The sequence below is a fragment of the Micromonospora cathayae genome (assembly GCF_028993575.1).
Classification (GTDB): Bacteria; Actinomycetota; Actinomycetes; order Mycobacteriales; family Micromonosporaceae; genus Micromonospora; species Micromonospora cathayae.
Map to the genome: position 1 here is coordinate 2,873,232 of NZ_CP118615.1, position 19,050 is coordinate 2,892,281.

Here is a 19,050-nt window from a genome sequence, read left to right on the forward strand (position 1 = left end):
CTCCCTGCGGACCGGGTGGGGGCGGGCCGGCGGATAGGCTGAACCGCGATGGCATACCTGGATCACGCGGCGACCACCCCGATGCTCGACGAGGCACTCGAGGCGTACGTCGCCACCGCTCGCGAGGTCGGCAACGCGTCGTCACTGCACGCGGCGGGGCGGCGTGCCCGCCGCCGGGTGGAGGAGTCCCGGGAACGGGTGGCCGCCGCGCTCGGCGCCCGCCCCTCCGAAGTGATCTTCACCGGGGGCGGGACGGAGAGCGACAACCTCGCGGTCAAGGGCATCTTCTGGGCCCGCCGGCCCGCCGGCCGGGACCGGGTGGTCTCCAGCGCCGTCGAACACCACGCCGTCCTCGACGCGGTGGACTGGCTGGTCGGGCACGAGAACGCCGAAGCGGACTGGCTGCCGGTCGACGAGACCGGACGGTTGAGCGCCGACCGGCTGCGCGCCACCCTGGCCGGGCACGCCGACCGGGTCGCCCTGGTCACCGCGATGTGGGCCAACAACGAGGTCGGCACCGTCCAGCCGATCGCCGAGCTGGCCGCGGTCGCCGCCGAGCACGGGGTGCCGTTCCACACCGACGCGGTCCAGGCCGTCGGGCAGGTGCCGGTCGACTTCGCCGCCAGCGGGGTGGCCGCGCTGACCGTGACCGGGCACAAGCTCGGCGGACCCACCGGAGTGGGCGCGCTGCTGCTGGCCCGGGACGTCGCGGCCACCCCGCTGCTGCACGGCGGCGGCCAGGAACGTGACGTCCGGTCCGGCACCCTGGACACCGCCGGCATCGCCGCCTTCGCGGTCGCCGTGGAGACCGCGGTGAAGAACCAGCAGGCGTACGCCGCCCGGGTCGCCGCCCTCCGCGACGACCTGGTGGAGCGGGTCCGGCGGGCGGTGCCGGAGGTGGTCTACAACGGTGACCCGAACGACCGGCTCCCCGGCAACGCGCACTTCTCCTTCCCCGGCTGCGAGGGCGACGCGCTGCTGCTGCTGCTGGACGCCCACGGCATCGCCTGCTCGACCGGGTCGGCCTGCTCGGCCGGGGTGGCCCAGCCGTCCCACGTGCTGCTGGCGATGGGGGCCGACAACGACCGGGCCCGGTCGTCGCTGCGCTTCTCGCTCGGCCACACCTCCGTCCCCGCCGAGGTGGACGCGCTGATCGCCGCGCTGCCGGCCGCCGTGGAGCGGGCCCGCCGGGCCGGCGCGATCCGCTCCGCCCGCACCTGACCCCGCCGGGCTGCCCGCGCCTGCCGTCCGCCTGGTTGCCTGCCCCTGCCCTCCGCCGGGCTGCCCGCGCCTGCCGTCCGCCGGGCTGCCCGCGCCTGCCCTCCGCCGGGCTGCCCGCGACGGACCCCGCCGCTGCCTGCCGTCTGTCGGACTGCCCTGCCGTCCGCCGGGCGGCCGGCGCGGCCGGGTGGTCTACCGCCCGCCGGACCGCCGTGGTCCGTACCGCCCGCGCCTGAGGGCCTGGGCGGAGCTACCCTCGGACACGGTGAAGGGAGCGTGTCGGTGAGGGTGTTGGCAGCGATGTCCGGCGGGGTCGACTCGGCGGTCGCCGCCGCGCGGGCGGTGGCGGCAGGGCACGACGTGACCGGTGTGCACCTGGCGCTGGCCCGCAACCCGCAGACGTACCGCACCGGGGCGCGCGGCTGCTGCACCCTGGAGGACTCCCGGGACGCCCGGCGCGCCGCCGACGTGCTCGGCATCCCGTTCTACGTGTGGGACATGGCCGACCGGTTCCACGCCGACGTGGTCGACGACTTCGTCGCCGAGTACGCGGCCGGGCGTACCCCGAACCCGTGCCTGCGCTGCAACGAGAAGATCAAGTTCGCGGCGGTGCTGGACCGGGCGGTCGCCCTCGGCTTCGACGCGGTGGTCACCGGTCACCACGCCCGACTCGGCCCGGACGGCCTGCTGCGCCGCAGCGTCGACCTGGCCAAGGACCAGTCGTACGTGCTGGCCGTGCTCACCCGGGAACAGCTCGACCGGTCGATCTTCCCGCTCGGCGACTCCACCAAGGCGCAGGTCCGCGAAGAGGCGGCCCGGCGTGGACTGGCCGTGGCCGACAAGCCCGACTCGCACGACATCTGCTTCATCGCCGACGGCGACACCCGGGGCTTCCTGGCCGAGCGGCTGGGCGAGACGCCCGGCGACGTGGTGGACGCGCTCACCGGCTCGGTGGTCGGCAGCCACAGCGGCGCGTACGCGTACACCGTCGGCCAGCGGCGCGGCCTGCACCTGAACCGTCCCGCCCCGGACGGCCGCCCCCGGTACGTGCTCTCCATCACGCCGAAGACCAACACGGTCACCGTCGGCCCGGCCGAGGCCCTCGAGGTGACCGAGGTACGCGCCGAACGTCCGGTCTGGACCGGCGTCGCCCGGCCGACCGCGCCGATCGAGTGCGAGGTGCAGTTGCGCGCCCACGGTGACGTGGTCCCGGCCACCGTCACCGCCGACGCCACCGGGCTGCACGCCACCCTGCACCGCCCGGTCCGGGGGGTCGCCGCCGGCCAGGCCATCGTCGCGTACCGGCCGGACCCCGCCGGCGACGTCGTCCTCGGCTCCGCGACCCTGACGTAGCGCGTCGTCCTCGGCCCCGTGGCCCTGACGCGGACGTCGTCCTCGGCTCCGCGACCCCGACGGAGAGCGTCGTCCTCGGCTCCGCGACCCCGACGTAATAGCCTGGCGGCCGTGACTGATCAGGTGTGGCCCTGGCCCCGTGGCGCGTCGACCGGTATCGGCTCGCTGCCCGGCACCGACATCGCCGAGGCGCAACGTGTCGTCCTCGGCGAGCTGCCCGCTCTGCCCCACCTGCCCGAGCTGCCCGCCCGGGGTCCGGGCGCGGACCTGATCGGCCGGGGCGCCGGGCTGCTGGTGGAACTGCCGGTGGAGCTGTACGCGGCACGCTGGCGGATCGCCGCCCGCCCGGGGCGGGACCTGCGGCGGTCCCGGGACCTGATGGAACGGGACCTGGACCAGCTCGCCGAACAGGCCGAGGGGTACGCCGGGCCGGTCAAGGTGCAGGTCCCCGGGCCGCTCACCCTGGCCGCCGCCCTGGAACTGCCGGTCGGCGGCCGGCTGCTGCGGGACCCGGGCGCGGTCCGGGATCTCACCGGCTCGCTCGCCGAAGGGCTGCGCGGCCACGTCGCGGCGGTCACCCGGCGGCTGCCCCGTGCCTCGGTGCTGCTCCAACTCGACGAGCCGTCGTTGCCGGCGGTACTGGCCGGGCGGATCCGCACCGAGAGCGGGCTCGGCGCGTACCGGGCGATGGAGTCTGAGGTCGCCCGGTCCCTGCTGCGCACGGTGATCGAGGCCGCCGGGGTACCGACCGTGCTGCACTGCTGCGCCCCGGACGTGCCGCTGGAGCTGATCCGCTCGACCGGCGCGGTCGGTGTCGCGTTGGACCTCGCCCTGGTCACCGACCTGGACCCGCTCGGCGAGGCGATCGACGCCGGGCTCGGGCTGCTGGCCGGGGCCGCGCCGGCGCTGCCGCCGCCGGCCGGTCGCGCCCCGACGTCGGCCCAGGTCGCCGACGGGGTACGCGAACTCTGGGACCGCCTCGGCTTTCCCCGCGCCCGGCTGCCCGAGCAGGTGGTGGTCACTCCCGCCTGCGGCCTGGCCGGGGCCACCCCCGGATACGTACGTGCGATCCTCGCCGCCTGCCGGGACGCCGGCCGGCGACTCGCCGAGGAGTAGGTTTCCTGTCGTACCCGGTGGGCATGATGGCCGGCATGATTGGACAGCTACGTTCCGTGGTGGTCGACTGCCCCGATCCGCGTGCCCTGGCCGCCTTCTACGCCGAGCTGCTCGGTCTGTCCGTCGCCGAGGAGGATTCCGACGGAGACGACTGGGTGGTGCTCGGCGGCCCCCGGGGCCGGCACCCCCGGATCGCCTTCCAACTGGCTCCCGAGCTGCGCCCGCCGACCTGGCCGGACCCGGCCGTCCCGCAGCAGTTCCACCTCGACGTGTCGGTGGACGATGTGGACGCCGCCGAGCAGCGGGTGCTCGCGCTGGGCGCCCGGCGGCTGCCGGGGGAGGGCGACGACTTCCGGGTCTACGCCGACCCGGCCGGCCACCCGTTCTGCCTGGTCTTCTAGGACTGCCCCGGCTGCGTCGGCGGACCGGTTCCCCGCCGACCCAGCCGGCTCCCCGGCCCTCAGCCGTTTTCCCCCGGCGGGTCCTCAGCCGCCCAGCCCGCCGACCCGCCGGTTCCCCCGGCCCTCACCGGGCCGCCGCGCCACTACTCCCCTGGCGTCGGGTTGCGTGGCAACCGTCCCACGGGCTGCCCCCCGCTCGCAGGTTGCGCCGACCGGGCAGCATGACCGTCATGATCGACGCCGCGCCCCGCCGCGCCTCCGGGTCCCTCTTCGGTCTCGCCTACGGTGACGCGCTCGGCAAACCCACCGAGTTCCTGACCGTCGACGAGATCGTCCGCCGGTACGGGCCGACCGGCCCCCGGGAGCTGACCGGGAACCCGGCCCTGGTCACCGACGACACCCAGATGGCGCTGGCGGTGGCCTGGGCACTGCACGACGCCCCGGCACTGACCCCGGCCGTGGTCGAGCCGCTGCTGCGCCGGCGCTTCCTGGACTGGGCGGCCAGCCCGGACAACAACCGGGCTCCCGGCATGACCTGTCTGCGGGCCTGCGCCGAGTTGTCCCGGGGAATGCGCTGGCAGGAGGCGACCCAGGCCGGCTCGAAGGGCTGCGGCGCGAACATGCGGGTCACCCCGGTCGGCCTGCTCGACGTCGACCTCGACACGCTCGCCGGACTGGCCCAGTTGCAGGCCGGCCTGACCCACGGCCATCCGACCGGGTTGGCCGCCAGCGAGCTGACCGCGTACGCCGTCCGGGTGCTACGGGCCGGCGCGACCCTGGCCGAGCTGCCGGACCTGCTGGTCGGGCACGCCCAACGGCAGCGCCGGGTCTACCACCACGACTGGCTGGGTGACCTCTGGCAGCGTCCGGGAGTGACCGATCCGGCCATGTTCATCATGCGGGGCTGGGACGAGTGCCTGGCTGTCCTGGCCCGGCTGACCAGGGCGCTGGCCGGCCCCGACGACGGTGGCGATCCGTGCCGGTACACCGGGGAGGGCTGGGTGGCGGAGGAGGCGTTGGCCACCGCGCTGTTCTGTGCCGTACGGCATGCCGACGACCCGGTCACCGCGCTGGCCCGGGGGGCGACCACCGGCGGCGACTCCGATTCGATCGCCGCCCTGGCCGGCGCGTTCCTCGGTGCCGCTTACGGCATGGCCGCCTGGCCGGCCGACTGGGCCACCCGCATCGAGTACGCCAACCAGCTCACCGCCTTAGCCTCCCCCCAGGACTAACCCCCTACCCCTCCCTTCCCCCTCCCGGCCGCTCCGGGCACCTCTCGCCCCGTTGATCATGAAGTTAGCGTCACCGACACGCCGGATTGACGGTAATAACTTCATGATCAACGGGGCGAGAGAGGGGGCCGGGGCGGGGGTTCGGTGGGGAGGGGGCTTGCGTGCTCGCTCGCTGTCAGTGGGGGAGGTGGGGGAGGGTGTGGAGGTGGCGCCAGAGGGGGCGGTCGCAGGTGCCGGCGCGGTCGCGGAAGGCGTCCAGGGGGACCCGGATCGGCTCGCCGACGTCGAGGAAGCTGTCGTGGTCGGCGTCGGGATCCCAGTCCCGGGTGGGGATGGGAATGTGGTCGTCCCGGCCGCTCTTGTCCTGGCTTGTGATCTTGAGCACTTCGGCGCTCCGCTGGTCGGCCCGTAACACCAGGCAGGGGCGCACCTTGGAGCCGGTCCCGTCGGCGAACGGCACGTCCGCCCACCAGATCTCGCCGGGTCGGGGCGTACCGGTGGGGGTGGGTCGTCGGTCGCGCGGACGTGGCGGCGCGGCGGGCCGGCCGGGGCGTCGGGGCGGGCGGGTCCGGTCGCGTGGACGCGTGGGGCGACCGCCGGTGGTCCCGGCCGGTGGGCGACGGCCCCCGGTCCCGGCCGTGGGCCGTCGGGCCCGGTACCGCCACTCGCTCCACGCCCAGCCGGCTGCCACCGCCGCCAGCACCGCCCCCGCCCACAGCAGCCACTCCGGCATGCCCCACCACCTTCCCCCTGGTCACGCCCGGGTCGCCCGCCGATTGTCCCACCCGCCCGATACGGTGCCCGGGTAGCGTGATCGGCGAGGGCGCGGGGTGTCCGCGACCTCAGGGCGTGGAGGGTCGCAACGTGTCCGAGGAAGCCATTCCCGAGCAGGTCAGCCCGGCCCAGGAGGCGGCGGCGGGAGCCGAGCCACCGGCCGGGGTCAAGGAACGGCACGCCACCCTCAGCCAGGAGCTCACCGACCACCAGTACCGCTACTACGTGCTGGACGCGCCGACCATCAGCGACGCCGAGTTCGACCGGCTGCTGCGCGAGCTGGAGGCGTTGGAGGAGGAGTACCCGGCGCTGCGTACCCCGGACTCGCCGACCCAGCGGGTCGGCGGCACCTTCTCCACCGACTTCGCCCCGGTCACCCACGCCGAGCGGATGCTCTCGCTGGACAACGCCTTCGCCGACGAGGAACTGGCCGCCTGGTCCGAGCGGGTGGTCCGGGACGCCGGCGGCGAGGTGCCGTACCTGTGCGAGCTGAAGGTCGACGGGCTGGCGATCAACCTCACCTACCAGCGCGGCCGGTTGGTCTGCGCGGCCACCCGGGGCGACGGCCGCACCGGCGAGGACGTCACCGCCAACGTCCGCAGCATCCGGGACGTGCCGAGCGAGCTGAGCGAATCGGCCGAGTTCGGCCCGCCGCCGGAGCTGCTGGAGGTGCGCGGCGAGATCTACTTCCCGGTCGCCGGCTTCGCCGACCTGAACGCCGGCCTGGTCGAGCAGGGCAAGCCGCCGTTCGCCAACCCGCGCAACGCCGCCGCCGGCAGCCTGCGCCAGAAGGACCCCCGGGTCACCGCGTCCCGTCCGCTGCGGCTGGTGGTGCACGGCATCGGCGCACGGGAAGGGTTCCAGCCCGCCACCCAGTCCGAGGCGTACGCGGCGCTGCGCGCCTGGGGGCTGCCGACCAGCGAGCGGTGGCGGGTGGTGCCCGACCTGGCCGGCGTCGCCGGGTACATCGCGTACTACGCCGAGCACCGGCACGACGTCGAACACGAGATCGACGGGGTGGTGGTCAAGGTCGACCCGGTCGCCATCCAGGGCCGGCTCGGCTCGACCAGCCGCGCCCCGCGCTGGGCGATCGCCTTCAAGTACCCGCCGGAGGAGGTCAACACCAAACTGCTCGACATCCGGGTCGACGTCGGCCGCACCGGCCGGGTCACCCCGTTCGCGGTGCTCGAACCGGTCCGGGTGGCCGGCTCCACGGTCGCCCTGGCCACCCTGCACAACGCCCGGGAAGTCGAACGCAAGGGGGTGCTGATCGGCGACACGGTGGTGCTCCGCAAGGCCGGCGACGTGATCCCCGAGGTGCTCGGCCCGGTGGTCGAGCTGCGCCCGCCGGACGCCCGCCCGTTCGAGATGCCCACCCACTGCCCGATCTGCGGCTCCCCGCTGGCCCCGGCCAAGGAGAGCGACGTCGACATCCGCTGCCCGAACTCGCGTACCTGCCCGGGGCAGCTGCGGGAACGGCTGACCTACCTGGCCAGCCGCCGGGTGCTGGACATCGAGGTGCTGGGCGAGAAAGCCGCTGCCGCGCTGCTCGAGTCGGGTGCCATCACCGACGAGGGCGACCTGTTCGCCCTGGACGACAAGCGGCTGGCGGAGGTGCCGTTCTTCGTCAACAAGGACGGCAGCCTGGGCAGCAACGCGGCCCGCTTCCTGGCCAGCCTGGACGAGGCCCGGCAGCGTCCACTCTGGCGGGTACTGGTGGCGCTCTCCATCCGGCACGTCGGCCCGACCGCCGCACAGGCCCTGGCCCGGCACTTCGGCTCGGTCGAGGCGATCCGGGCGGCCAGCGAGGAGGAACTGTCGTCCGTCGAGGGCGTCGGGCCGACCATCGCGGCCAGCCTCACCGAGTGGTTCGGCGTCGACTGGCACCGCGCGCTGGTCGACAAGTGGGCCGCCGCCGGGGTACGCATGGCCGAGGAGAGCGTCGACGAGGGGCCCCGTCCGCTGGAGGGGATCAGCGTCGTGGTCACCGGCACCCTCGCCGGCTTCTCCCGCGACCAGGCGGCCGAGGCGATCCAGTCCCGGGGCGGCAAGGTCAGCGGCTCGGTCTCGAAGAAGACCGGCTTCGTGGTGGTCGGCGAGAATCCGGGCTCGAAGGCGGAGAAGGCCGCCACCCTCAAACTTCCCGTGCTCGACGAGGCCGGGTTCCGGGTGCTGCTCGAATCCGGCCCGGACGCGGCCCGGGAGGTGGCCCGCCGGGAGGAGTGATCCCGGCGGACCGCACGATGTCGGCCGGCGGCGGCTGGGAGGTCGCCGGCCGGGAGGAGTGATCCCGGTCGCGGGGTCTTGCGGGTGACTGGCGGCGTATACCAACTTAGTTACGACTACGACCGATTCGCGGCTGTCCTGCCGGGAAATTCCTCGCCACAGGCGTTTGATGGGGAGCACGGCGTGGCACCGGGCCACGCCGCCCGACCCGGACCGACACCTCGGGAGGTGCGATGGACGCCGCCGACCTGCGGAACTGCGTACCCCCTGCCCGGGTGGGGCCGTTCTTCGGGTTCGTCGGCGCGACGGTCGTACTGGCCCTGTTGCTCGCCGGCCGGCCGCTCGGCATGCTCCCCGGTGACCTGCCCGAACTCCCCGCAGCCTTCTGGATCATGGCGGCGCTCGCCGTGGTCTGCGACGCGCGGCCCTTCGTACCGCCCGGCCAGCGGCACACCTCGGCGGTCTTCCCGTCGATCTGCTTCACCTTCGCCATCCTGATCGCCTGGGGGATCGGACCGGCGGTGGCGGTACAGACCGCCGCGGTGGTCGTCTCCGGGTGGCGGATGCGGCACGCCGCCTGGCGGAGCATCTTCAACGCCGCCCAGTACGCGTCCGCGCTCGCCGTCGCGTACGCGGTCGTCCAGCTCGGTCCCGGCATGGCCTTCGACGACGACCGCCTGCACTGGAGCGGCGCGGTCGCCGTGGCCGGCGCCGGGCTGGCCTGGTTCGTGGTCAGCTACGGCCTGGTCAGCACGGCGGTACGGATGCGCTTCGGTGATCCGTGGTGGCCGACCGTCCGGCGTGGGCTCGGGTTCGAGCTGCTGGCCACCGGCTCGCTGCTGCTGCTCGCCCCGGTGCTGGTGGCCGCCGCCCGGGCCAGCGCGGCACTGATCCCGCTGGTGCTGGTGCCACTGTTCGCGGTCTACCGGATGGCCCGCCTCTCCGCCGACCAGGAGCGGCTGGCCGGGCTCGACCCGCTGACCGGGCTGCCCAACCGCAAGGCGCTGCTGATCGAGGTCGCCGAGCAGGTACGCCGGCATGCCGAGCGGGCCACCAAGGGCGCGCCCAACGCGCACCTGGCGTTGCTCCTGATCGACCTGGACCGGTTCAAGAACGTCAACGACGCCCTCGGGCACGAGGTCGGTGACCGGCTGCTGGTGGCGGTGAGCGCCCGGCTGACCTCGGCCCTCGGCTCCCGGGACCTGGTGGCCCGGCTCGGCGGCGACGAGTTCGCGGTCGTCGCGACCGGGCTGACCGGGGTGGACGACGCCCGCCGGGTCGCCGACCGGGTGGTGCGGGCGCTCGCCGAGCCGGTCCCGTTGGACGGGCTGCCGCTGGACGTGGGCGGCTCCATCGGTATCGCTCTCTACCCGGAGCACGGTGAGGACTTCGCCACCCTGATGCGCCACGCCGACGTGGCGATGTACGACGCCAAACACCGCAACGACACGGTCGCGGTGTACGCCGCCGAGTCCGACCACAACTCCGCCGAGCGGCTCGGCCTTCTCGCCGACCTGCGCCGGGTGCTGGAGTCCGGTACGGCGTCGGCCGGCGGTGCCATCCCGGTCAGCGGTGCGGTCCCAGCCGGCGGTGCTACCACGGTCGGCGGTGCTACCACGGTCGGCGGTGCTGCCCTGGCCGCTTCGGCGACGGCTGCTCCGGCCGGTCCAGTGACGGATGCTCCGCCCCGTTCTGCTGCGGCTGCGCCGGCTGGTGCGGCGGGGACCGATCCGGCTGTTCCCGCTGGTCCGGACCGGCCGGTCGATCCGCGTCCGGCGGCCGATTCGGGTCGGTCGGCCGATTCGGGTCGGTCGGCCGATCAGGGTTCGCCGGTCGATTCGGGTCCGTCGGTTGATTCGGGCCTGTCGGGCGCTACGACCGGTGCCCGGGGCGGCGATGGTGCCGCGTTGCCCACCTCCACGCCCGCCGCCGACGTCCCCACGGTGCCTGCTCAGGCGGACGGTGCGGATGGTCGTCGGGGCGGCCGGTGGTGGGGTGGCCGGCGGCGGAACCGGAGCGCGGCGCACCAGGACGAGCTGATCAACCAGATCATCACCAGTGCCGACCCGGTCCGCCGCCGCGCCGGTCGCCCCGGTGATTCCCCCGCCCCGTCGACACCCGAGCCGGACCGGTCCGTACGCCGGAAGAGGCCCGGCGGGGCGGAAGGGGCCGGGACGTCGGGCGGGGCGGAAGGAGCCGGGACATCGGGCGTGGTGGACGGGCCCGGGAGGTCGGGCGTGACCGGCCGGGACCGGCCGGGTCCCGGAGCCGTAACTCCGTCCGAGCTGTCGGGCCCTGGCGTCGCCGGGCCGGCCGGCCTGTTGTCGACCGGTACCTCCGAACCATCCGGCCCGATACGGTCCGGTACCGCCGACATGCCCGCCCTGGGGAGCCTCGGGCCCGCCGGTCCCGATCCTGTTCCAGCGGGGGCCATCGGCACCGGGGCGCAGGTCGAGGTCGGCGATCCGGGCGTGATCACGATGTACTACCAGCCGCAGGTCTGCATCGCCACCGGGGAGGTGGTCGGGGTCGAGGCGCTGCTGCGCTGGCGGCACCCCCGCCGGGGCATGGTCGACCCGGAGGAGCTGATCCGGGTCGCCGAGCAGAGCGCGGTGATGCGACTGCTCACCCGCCGGGTGGTCGACGACGTGGTGACGCAGCTCGCCAGGTGGTCGGCCGCCGGCAGCACGTTACGGGCGGCGCTCAACGTCAGCGTCCGGGACCTGCACACCGGGGAGATCGCCGAGCAGATCGCCGACCGGCTCACCCGGCACGGGGTACGCCCCGAACGGCTGCAACTGGAGATCACCGAGGGCGCGCTGATGGCCGACCCGCGTCGGGTCCTCGACACCATCTCCAAGCTGCACCGGATCGGGGTGGCCATCGCGCTGGACGACTTCGGCACCGGCTACTCCTCGCTGCAACACCTGCGGCGGCTGCCGCTGTCCGAGGTGAAGGTCGACCGGTCGTTCGTTCTCGGCATGGCCGACGACTCCGACGACGCGGCGATCGTCCGGTCGATGATCGAGCTGGCCGGGGCGCTCGGCCTGCGGGTGGTCGCCGAGGGCGTGGAGGACGAGCGGACCTGGCGGCTGCTGCACGCCGCCGGCTGCGACGTGGCGCAGGGGTGGTTCTTCGCCCGCCCGATGCCGGCCGACGAACTGACCGCCTGGCTGGCCCGGTACCGGCCGGTCCGCCCGACCGGGGTCACCCGGACCCGGTCCCGGCGGCACGGCTGACGACCACCGCACGCCCGGCGGCACGGCTGACCGGCGGCGGCGCGGACCGGCGGCGGCGCGGAGGGGGAGTCGGGGACGGGGCTGACGTGCGTGACAATAGACTCGCTCGGGTCACCGTGTGGGTTTTCGCCGCACGGTCGGCGTACCGCCCGAACCAGCAGCAGCACCATCACGAAGGGGGCACCGATGGCCGCCATCTCCCGCGAGGAGGTCGCGCACCTGGCGCGCCTGTCGCGGCTCGCCGTCACGGAGGAGGAGCTGGACACCTTCGCCGGCCAGCTCGACGTGATCCTCCAGGCGGTCGCCCAGGTCGGTGAGGTCGCCGCGGCGGACATCCCGCCGACCTCGCACTCGGTGCCGCTGACGAACATCCTCCGCGAGGACGTCGTGGTGCCCGGCCTGACCCCCGCCGAGGCGCTGTCGGGCGCACCGGACGCCGAGGAGCAGCGGTTCCGCGTCCCGCGGATCCTGGACGAGGATGTGGCTTCATGACCGACCTGATCACGCTGAGCGCGGCCGAGCTGGCCGGCCTGGTCGCCTCCGGTGAGACCTCCGCCGTCGAGGTGACCCGGGCCCACCTGGACCGGATCGCCGCCGTCGACGACCGGGTGCACGCCTTCCTGCACGTCGACACCGACGGCGCGCTGGCCGCCGCCCGGGACGTCGACGCCCGCCGGGCCGCCGGCGAGCAGCTCGGCCCGCTGGCCGGGGTGCCGGTCGCGGTCAAGGACGTGCTCACCACCAAGGGCGTGCCGACCACCGTCGGCTCGAAGATCCTGGAGGGCTGGCGTCCGCCGTACGACTCGACGATCGTCGAGCGGCTCCGCGCCGCCGGCACGGTGATGCTCGGCAAGACCAACATGGACGAGTTCGCGATGGGCTCCTCCACCGAGTACTCCGCGTACGGCCCGACCCGTAACCCGTGGGACCTGGACCGCATCCCGGGCGGCTCGGGTGGCGGCAGCGCCGCCGCGCTGGCCGCGTACGAGGCTCCGCTGTCCATCGGTTCGGACACCGGCGGCTCGATCCGCCAGCCGGGCGCGGTCACCGGTACGGTCGGCGCGAAGCCCACCTACGGCGGCACCTCCCGGTACGGCCTGGTGGCGTTCTCGTCCTCGCTGGACACCCCCGGCCCGTGCGCGCGTACCGTGCTGGACGCGGCGCTGCTGCACGCGGTGATCGGCGGACACGACCCGCGTGACTCCACCTCGATCCCGCAGCCGGTGCCGGACGTGGTGGCCGCCGCGAAGCTCGGCGCGACCGGCGACCTGACCGGCGTGAGGCTGGGCATCGTCACCGAGTTCTCCGGGGACGGGGCCGAGCCGGGTGTGCTGGCCGCGTTCCGGGACTCGGTGGAGGCGCTGACCAAGCTCGGCGCGGAGATCGTCGAGGTGTCCTGCCCGAACTTCAAGTACGCGCTGCCGGCGTACTACCTGATCGCGCCGAGCGAGTGCTCGTCGAACCTGGCCCGGTTCGACGGGGTGCGGTTCGGGCTGCGGGTCGGCGACGACGGCAACCGGTCGCTGGAGGAGGTCATGTCGCTGACCCGGGACGCCGGTTTCGGCCCCGAGGTCAAGCGCCGGATCATGCTCGGCACGTACGCCCTGTCGTCCGGCTACTACGACGCCTACTACGGGCAGGCGCAGAAGGTCCGGACGCTGATCACCCGGGACTTCACCGCCGCCTTCGAGCAGGTCGACGCGCTGATCTCGCCGACCACGCCGTTCGTGGCGTTCCCGATGGGCTCGCGCACCTCCGACCCGTACCAGATGTACCTGGCGGACCTGTTCACCATTCCGACGAACCTCTACGGCGGGCCGGGCATCTCGGTGCCGTGCGGCCTGTCCGAGGGGCTGCCGGTCGGGTTCCAGGTCATGGCCCCGACCATGGCCGACGACCGGATGTACCGGGTCGCCGCCGCGCTGGAGAGCGCCGTCGGCACGTTCACCCCGCCCGCGCTGTGAGTCAGGAGCTTCGATGACCACGACCCTGCCCGCGTACGACGAGGTCGTCGCGCGCTACGAACCGGTGATCGGCCTGGAGACCCACGTCGAGCTGGGCACGAACACCAAGATGTTCTGCGGCTGCCCGACCGACTTCGGGGGCGAGCCGAACACCCGGGTCTGCCCGGTCTGCCTGGGCCTGCCCGGTTCGCTGCCGGTGGCGAACAAGGCCGCCATCGAGGCGACCATCCGGATCGGGCTGGCGCTGAACTGCTCCATCGCGTCCTGGTGCCGGTTCGCCCGGAAGAACTACTTCTACCCGGACATGCCGAAGAACTTCCAGATCAGCCAGTACGACGAGCCGCTCTGCGTGGACGGGTACCTGGACGTCGAGGTGAACGGCGAGCTGGTCCGGATCGGCATCGAGCGGGTGCACCTGGAGGAGGACACCGGCAAGACCCTGCACGTGGGCGGGGCCACCGGCCGGATCCACGGGGCGACCGAGTCGCTGGTCGACTACAACCGGGCCGGCATCCCCCTCGTCGAGATCGTCACCAAGCCGGTCCCCGGCACCGGGGCGCTCGCCCCCGAGGTGGCCCGCGCGTACGTCACCGAGCTGCGCGACGTGCTCCGCTCACTGGGCGTCTCCGACGTCCGGATGGAGGAGGGCTCGCTGCGCTGCGACGTCAACACCTCCCTGAACAAGCCCGGCGAGGAGTGGGGCACCCGCACCGAGACCAAGAACGTCAACTCGCTGCGGTCGGTGGAGCGGGCGGTCCGTTCGGAGATGCTGCGCCAGGCGATGGTGCTCGACTCGGGCGGCCGGATCACCCAGGAGACCCGGCACTTCCACGAGGACACCGGCGACACCACCCCGGGCCGGTCCAAGGAGACCGCCACCGACTACCGGTACTTCCCGGAGCCGGACCTGGTGCCGCTCGCGCCGGACGCCGACTGGGTGGCCGGGCTGAAGGCGGCCCTGCCGGAGCTGCCCCGGCTGCACCGCCGCCGCCTCCAGCAGGAGTGGGGCCTGTCCGACGCCGACATGCAGTCGGTGCTGAACGCCGGCGCGGTCGAGCTGATCGAGGCGACCGTGGCCGCCGGGGCCACCCCGGCCGCCGCTCGCAAGTGGTGGCTGGGCGAACTGTCCCGGCGGGCCAACGAGACCGGCGTGGAACTGGCCGATGTCGGGGCCACCCCGGCGCAGGTCGCCGAACTCCAGGGCCTGGTCGACGCGGGCAAGCTCAACGACAAGCTGGCCCGGACGGTCCTGGAGGGCGTGGTGGCCGGCGAGGGTACCCCGACCGACATCATGACCAACCGGGGTCTGGAGGTCGTCTCGGACACCGGCGCGCTCACCGCCGCCGTGGACGAGGCGATCGCCGCCAACCCCGACATCGCCGACAAGATCCGCAGCGGCAAGGTCGCCGCCGCGGGCGCGCTGGTCGGGGCGGTCATGAAGACCACCCGGGGCCAGGCCGACGCCAAGACCGTCCGCGAGCTGATCCTGGAGCGCCTCGGCGCATCCTGAGCGGTACCGTTCTGCCAGCCGGGGCACCCTGTCGCACCTGATGCGGGGTGCCCCGCCCCACACCACCCTCACCCCTCAGCAGGAGTTCAACGGTGAACCCTCAGCCTGCCCGTATCGACGTGCTCGACGAGATCCAGCGGCGGGTGCTCTGGCTCGCCACCCGGATCGTGGACGCGGCCAACCACGACCGGTCCACCGGCGACGGGGTGAAGGTGGGTGGGCACCAGGCGTCCAGCGCGTCCCTGGTGACGGCGATGACCGCGCTGTGGTTCGCCCACCTGGACGCCGCCGACCGGGTGGCGGTCAAGCCGCACGCCTCGCCGGTGTTCCACGCCATCCAGTACCTGCTGGGCAACCTGGACCGGTCGTACCTGCCGAGGCTGCGGGCCCGGGGCGGGCTCCAGTCGTACCCGTCGCGCACCAAGGACCCGGACGAGGTGGACTTCTCCACCGGCTCGGTGGGTCTGGGCGCGGCGGCCCCGCTGTTCGCGGCGGTCACCCGGCGGTACGTGGACGCGCACTTCGGGGAACGTCCGCACTCCCGGTTCGTGGCGCTGATCGGCGACGCCGAACTGGACGAGGGGAACATCTGGGAGGCGGTCGCCGATCCGGCCACCACCGGCCTGGGCAACGTGATGTGGCTGGTCGACTTCAACCGGCAGTCGCTGGACCGGGTGGTCCCCGGGGTGCGGATCGACCAGTGGCGCGGCCAGTTCGAAGCGGCCGGCTGGCACGTCGTCGAGGTCAAGTACGGTCGCCGGCTCGCCGGGGCGTACGCCCGGCCCGGTGGCGCGGTACTGCGCGACTGGATCGACGCGATGCCCAACGAGCAGTACCAGTCGCTGTTCGGGCTGACCGGGGACGCGCTGCGCCAGCGGTTCCTGGACGGCGCGCCGGACGGCGTCGCGGCGTTCGTCGCCGACATCGACGACGACGAGCTGGGCCCGCTGGTCACCGACCTCGGCGGGCACGACCTTCAGGCCATGCTCGACGCGTACGCCCAGTGCGACGCGGTCACCGACCGGCCGAGCGTGGTGTTCGCGTACACGGTGAAGGGGTGGGGGCTGCCGATCGCCGGCAACCCGCGCAACCACTCGGCGCTGCTCAGCTCCGAGCAGGTGGACACGCTGCGCACCGCGCACGGCCTGACCCGGGATACCGAGTGGGACCGGCTCGACCCGACGTCGGCGGCCGGGATCTGGGCCAACGCCCGCCGTGAGGCGCTGTCCCGCCCGCCCCGCGAGCGGGCGCTGCCGGTCACCGTCCCGGAGACCACCCGGGTACGCGCCAACAAGCCGATCTCCACCCAGGAGGTCTTCGGCCGGGTGCTGGTGGACCTGGCCCGGGACCCGGAGGTGGGCCGGTACCTGGTCACCACCGCCCCGGACGTGGCGACCTCCACCAACCTGGCCGGGTTCATCAACAAGACCGGCGTGTTCGCCCCGACGAAGCAGCGGTCCTGGTCGGAGGACCGGATGCTGCGCTGGGAGCAGCACCCCGCCGGGCAGCACATCGAGCTGGGCATCTCCGAGATGAACCTGTTCCTGCTGCTCGGCCAGCTCGGGCTGTCCTGGGACCTGTCCGGGCAGCCGCTGCTGCCGGTCGGCACGGTCTACGACCCGTTCGTGCTGCGCGGCCTGGACGCCTTCCTGTACGGCACCTACTCGGGGTCCCGGTTCGTGGTGGCCGGCACCCCGTCCGGCATCACCCTGGCCCCGGAGGGTGGCGCCCACCAGTCGACCATCACCGCCTCGGTGGGGCTGGAACTGCCCGGGGTGACGTTCGTCGAGCCGGCGTACGCCACCACCCTGGACTGGCTGCTCTGCGACGCGTTCGGGCAGATCGCCCGGGGCGGCGCGGCCACCACCACGGCCGCGCCCACCGAGGACGGGGCGTACTACTTCCGGCTGAGCACCCGCCCGATCGACCAGGCCCCGTTCGAGGCGGCCCGCGCCCGGCTCGGCGACGCGGTGCTGCGCCGGCAGGCGGTCGCCGGGGCGTACCGGCTGGTGGACGCCCACCAGGCGTACCCGCAGCTGGCGGACGCCCCGGTGGTGCACCTGGCCGCGTCCGGGGCGGTGCTGCCGGAGGTGCTGGCGGCGGCGGCCGAACTGGCCGACGAGGGCATCGCCGCGCACGTGGTGGACGTGACCTCGCTGGACCGGCTGTACCGGGCCTGGCAGCGGACCCTGCGGCAGGGCGTCCGGACGGCGACCGTGCCGAGCGTGCCGGGGGTGCTGCGCGCGGCGTTCCCGGACCGGGCCCCGGTGGTGACCGTGCACGACGCCGCCTCGCACGCGATGGCCTGGCTCGGGTCGGCGCTCGGGGTGCCGGCGGTGCCGCTCGGGGTGGACGAGTTCGGCCAGTCCGGCACCGTCGCCGAGCTGTACGAGCTGCACGACCTGCTGCCCGGCAGCATCGTCAACGCCGCCCTGGCCGCCCTCGCCCTACGCTGACCGCTGACCCTCGGTGCCGGTCAGCGGGTCGGGGTGGGGGTGACCGGCACCGGGGCACCCTCCTTCGGCTTCTCCACCACCCGCCGTTCCAGGTTCACCTGCGCCTGCCCGGTGCCGCCCACGGTGATGTCGTCGTACGCCTGGAGCAGCTTGTCCTGGTCGAAGTAGAGCACGCTCATCGACAGCGGGGTCGGCTGCTCGCCCTCCAGCCCGCGCAGTCCCGCGCCGCCGGTGGAACCCTGCACCATGAGCTGGGTCGGCATCTGCCCCGGCTGCTCGGGCAGCTTGGAGACCTGGCGGGAGTGGGTGTGCCCGGAGAGCACCAGCGGGCAGGTGCCGGAGAGCGGCCCGGCCGAGGCGGGGTCGTGCACCAGCGCGATGTTCACCGGGGTCGGTGACTCGCGTACCGTCTTGGCGAGCGTGTCCCCGACCGTGATCATCTGGTCGGCGGTGGTCTTGTCGAGCCCACCGGCGGCGGGCGCGGTGCTCTTGTCCGGGGTGAACCGGGGGTCGCCGATGCCGGCGATGGTGAGGCCGGCGACCGTGGTGGTCGCGTTGTCCAGCACGATCGCGTTGGGTTGCCGGGCCACCGCGGCGGCGGTCTTCGTCGAGTCGTGGTTGCCCCGGATGTAGAGGTACGGCTTCTTCAACAGCCCGATCGAGCCGACGTAGTTCGCCTCCGGCTCGCTGCCCCAGTCGGTGATGTCACCGGTGTCGATCACCACGTCGATGTCGAACTGCTCGACGACCGTCCGGATGAGCTGCCAGCCGGTCGGGTTGAGGTGCATGTCCGACACGTGCAGCACCCGGGTGGTGTTCGGGGCCGGCTCGTACACCGGCAGCGCCGAGACGGTGGTGTAGAGCTGGCTGACGTTGCCGACCAGCCGCTGGAGCTGCTCGGCGTACTTCGTGTAGTCGTTGGCGATGCGGCGGGCGTCACCCACGATCGCCGGGGCGTTGACCAGCAGCCCTTCGTAGCGGGGCTCCTCGATCGACTGGGGCCGGATGCTGGTCGCGGCCAGGCCGAGGCTGCTCGCGGTGACCACCAGCGACAGCCCGCCGGCCCAGGCCGTCCGGCGGGCGTTCCGGAAGACCAGCCCGGCCAGGATCAGGGTGACCAGGAGGGTGGCCCCGACGGTACGCATCCCGAGGCGCAGCGCGCCGTCGCGGACGTCCTGCACGGCGGACTGGCTGGCCCGGTTGATGCTCGCCGGGTCGTCGATCAACGCCTCGACCCGACCCTGGTCCAGCGCGCCCAGCTCCACGTTCAGGTGGGTCGGGCCGTCGTGGCTGTCGAGCAGCAGCGCACCCAGCGGCGGGATGTCGATGGTGGTCCCGCCGGTCACCGACGGGGTCAGCACCATCTTCGCCTTGAACGGCCCGATGTCGGTGTCGACCTGGCCGCCGGCCAGGACGCCGAGGACGGTGCCACCCAGGCCGATCACCAGGATCGCCAGTGCCACCCCCAGCCGGCGGAGTCGACCGACCCATCCCGAGCCGGGGGGACGACCGGTTTTCGGCTGCTCGTTCTCGTGCCCGTCCATGGTGAGATTCTGAC

At 73.8% G+C, this 19,050-nt stretch carries 13 protein-coding genes; 11 read left to right on the plus strand and 2 right to left on the minus strand.

Features of this window, described 5'->3' with window-relative positions; genetic code table 11:
* Positions 1-48: 48 nt before the first annotated feature.
* From PVK37_RS13380 to PVK37_RS13400, 5 genes are all read left to right on the plus strand, one after another.
* On the plus strand, positions 49-1,221 hold the full coding sequence (locus PVK37_RS13380; protein WP_275034249.1) for a cysteine desulfurase family protein: 1,173 nt from the start codon (positions 49-51) through the stop codon (positions 1,219-1,221).
* Positions 1,222-1,503: 282 nt separating this feature from the next.
* Positions 1,504-2,574 carry a tRNA 2-thiouridine(34) synthase MnmA gene (gene mnmA / locus PVK37_RS13385; RefSeq protein WP_275034250.1) on the plus strand — a complete coding sequence of 357 codons (1,071 nt, stop codon included), beginning with the start codon at positions 1,504-1,506 and terminating at the stop codon, positions 2,572-2,574.
* A 111-nt stretch (positions 2,575-2,685) separates the two neighbouring features.
* Positions 2,686-3,690 carry a uroporphyrinogen decarboxylase/cobalamine-independent methonine synthase family protein gene (locus PVK37_RS13390; RefSeq protein ID WP_275034251.1) on the plus strand — a complete coding sequence of 335 codons (1,005 nt, stop codon included), beginning with the start codon at positions 2,686-2,688 and terminating at the stop codon, positions 3,688-3,690.
* A gap of 35 nt (positions 3,691-3,725) precedes the next feature.
* Positions 3,726-4,091: a VOC family protein gene (locus PVK37_RS13395; protein ID WP_275034252.1), complete on the plus strand. Its 366-nt coding sequence runs from the start codon at positions 3,726-3,728 to the stop codon at positions 4,089-4,091.
* A gap of 230 nt (positions 4,092-4,321) precedes the next feature.
* Positions 4,322-5,323: an ADP-ribosylglycohydrolase family protein gene (locus PVK37_RS13400; protein ID WP_275034253.1), complete on the plus strand. Its 1,002-nt coding sequence runs from the start codon at positions 4,322-4,324 to the stop codon at positions 5,321-5,323.
* A 175-nt stretch (positions 5,324-5,498) separates the two neighbouring features.
* On the opposite strand, the gene PVK37_RS13405 is transcribed toward PVK37_RS13400, so the two are convergent.
* Complete coding sequence (locus PVK37_RS13405) at positions 5,499-6,056, minus strand: type II toxin-antitoxin system PemK/MazF family toxin (protein WP_275034255.1); 558 nt, start codon at positions 6,054-6,056, stop codon at positions 5,499-5,501.
* 131 nt (positions 6,057-6,187) lie between these two features.
* Between PVK37_RS13405 and ligA the strand changes: the two genes are divergently transcribed.
* The 6 genes from ligA to PVK37_RS13435 all read left to right on the plus strand — a co-directional run bounded on the left by ligA (position 6,188) and on the right by PVK37_RS13435 (position 17,492).
* Entirely contained in the window at positions 6,188-8,323 is a 2,136-nt protein-coding gene (gene ligA / locus PVK37_RS13410) for an NAD-dependent DNA ligase LigA (protein ID WP_275034258.1), read from the plus strand.
* A gap of 233 nt (positions 8,324-8,556) precedes the next feature.
* Entirely contained in the window at positions 8,557-11,562 is a 3,006-nt protein-coding gene (locus tag PVK37_RS13415) for an EAL domain-containing protein (RefSeq protein ID WP_275034260.1), read from the plus strand.
* A gap of 186 nt (positions 11,563-11,748) precedes the next feature.
* Positions 11,749-12,054, plus strand: coding sequence for an Asp-tRNA(Asn)/Glu-tRNA(Gln) amidotransferase subunit GatC (gatC, locus tag PVK37_RS13420; RefSeq protein WP_275034261.1), 306 nt, complete (start codon positions 11,749-11,751; stop codon positions 12,052-12,054).
* On the plus strand, positions 12,051-13,526 hold the full coding sequence (gene gatA, locus PVK37_RS13425; RefSeq protein ID WP_275034263.1) for an Asp-tRNA(Asn)/Glu-tRNA(Gln) amidotransferase subunit GatA: 1,476 nt from the start codon (positions 12,051-12,053) through the stop codon (positions 13,524-13,526). The genes gatC and gatA overlap by 4 nt, the downstream gene beginning before the upstream one ends.
* A gap of 13 nt (positions 13,527-13,539) precedes the next feature.
* Positions 13,540-15,036, plus strand: coding sequence for an Asp-tRNA(Asn)/Glu-tRNA(Gln) amidotransferase subunit GatB (gene gatB / locus PVK37_RS13430; protein ID WP_275034264.1), 1,497 nt, complete (start codon positions 13,540-13,542; stop codon positions 15,034-15,036).
* Positions 15,037-15,128: 92 nt separating this feature from the next.
* Positions 15,129-17,492, plus strand: coding sequence for a transketolase-like TK C-terminal-containing protein (locus PVK37_RS13435; RefSeq protein WP_275034266.1), 2,364 nt, complete (start codon positions 15,129-15,131; stop codon positions 17,490-17,492).
* A 20-nt stretch (positions 17,493-17,512) separates the two neighbouring features.
* Here PVK37_RS13435 and PVK37_RS13440 read toward each other — a convergent pair whose 3' ends face one another.
* Positions 17,513-19,036, minus strand: a complete 1,524-nt coding sequence (locus PVK37_RS13440) for a metallophosphoesterase (RefSeq protein ID WP_275034267.1) — start codon at positions 19,034-19,036, stop codon at positions 17,513-17,515.
* Positions 19,037-19,050 lie beyond the last annotated feature (14 nt).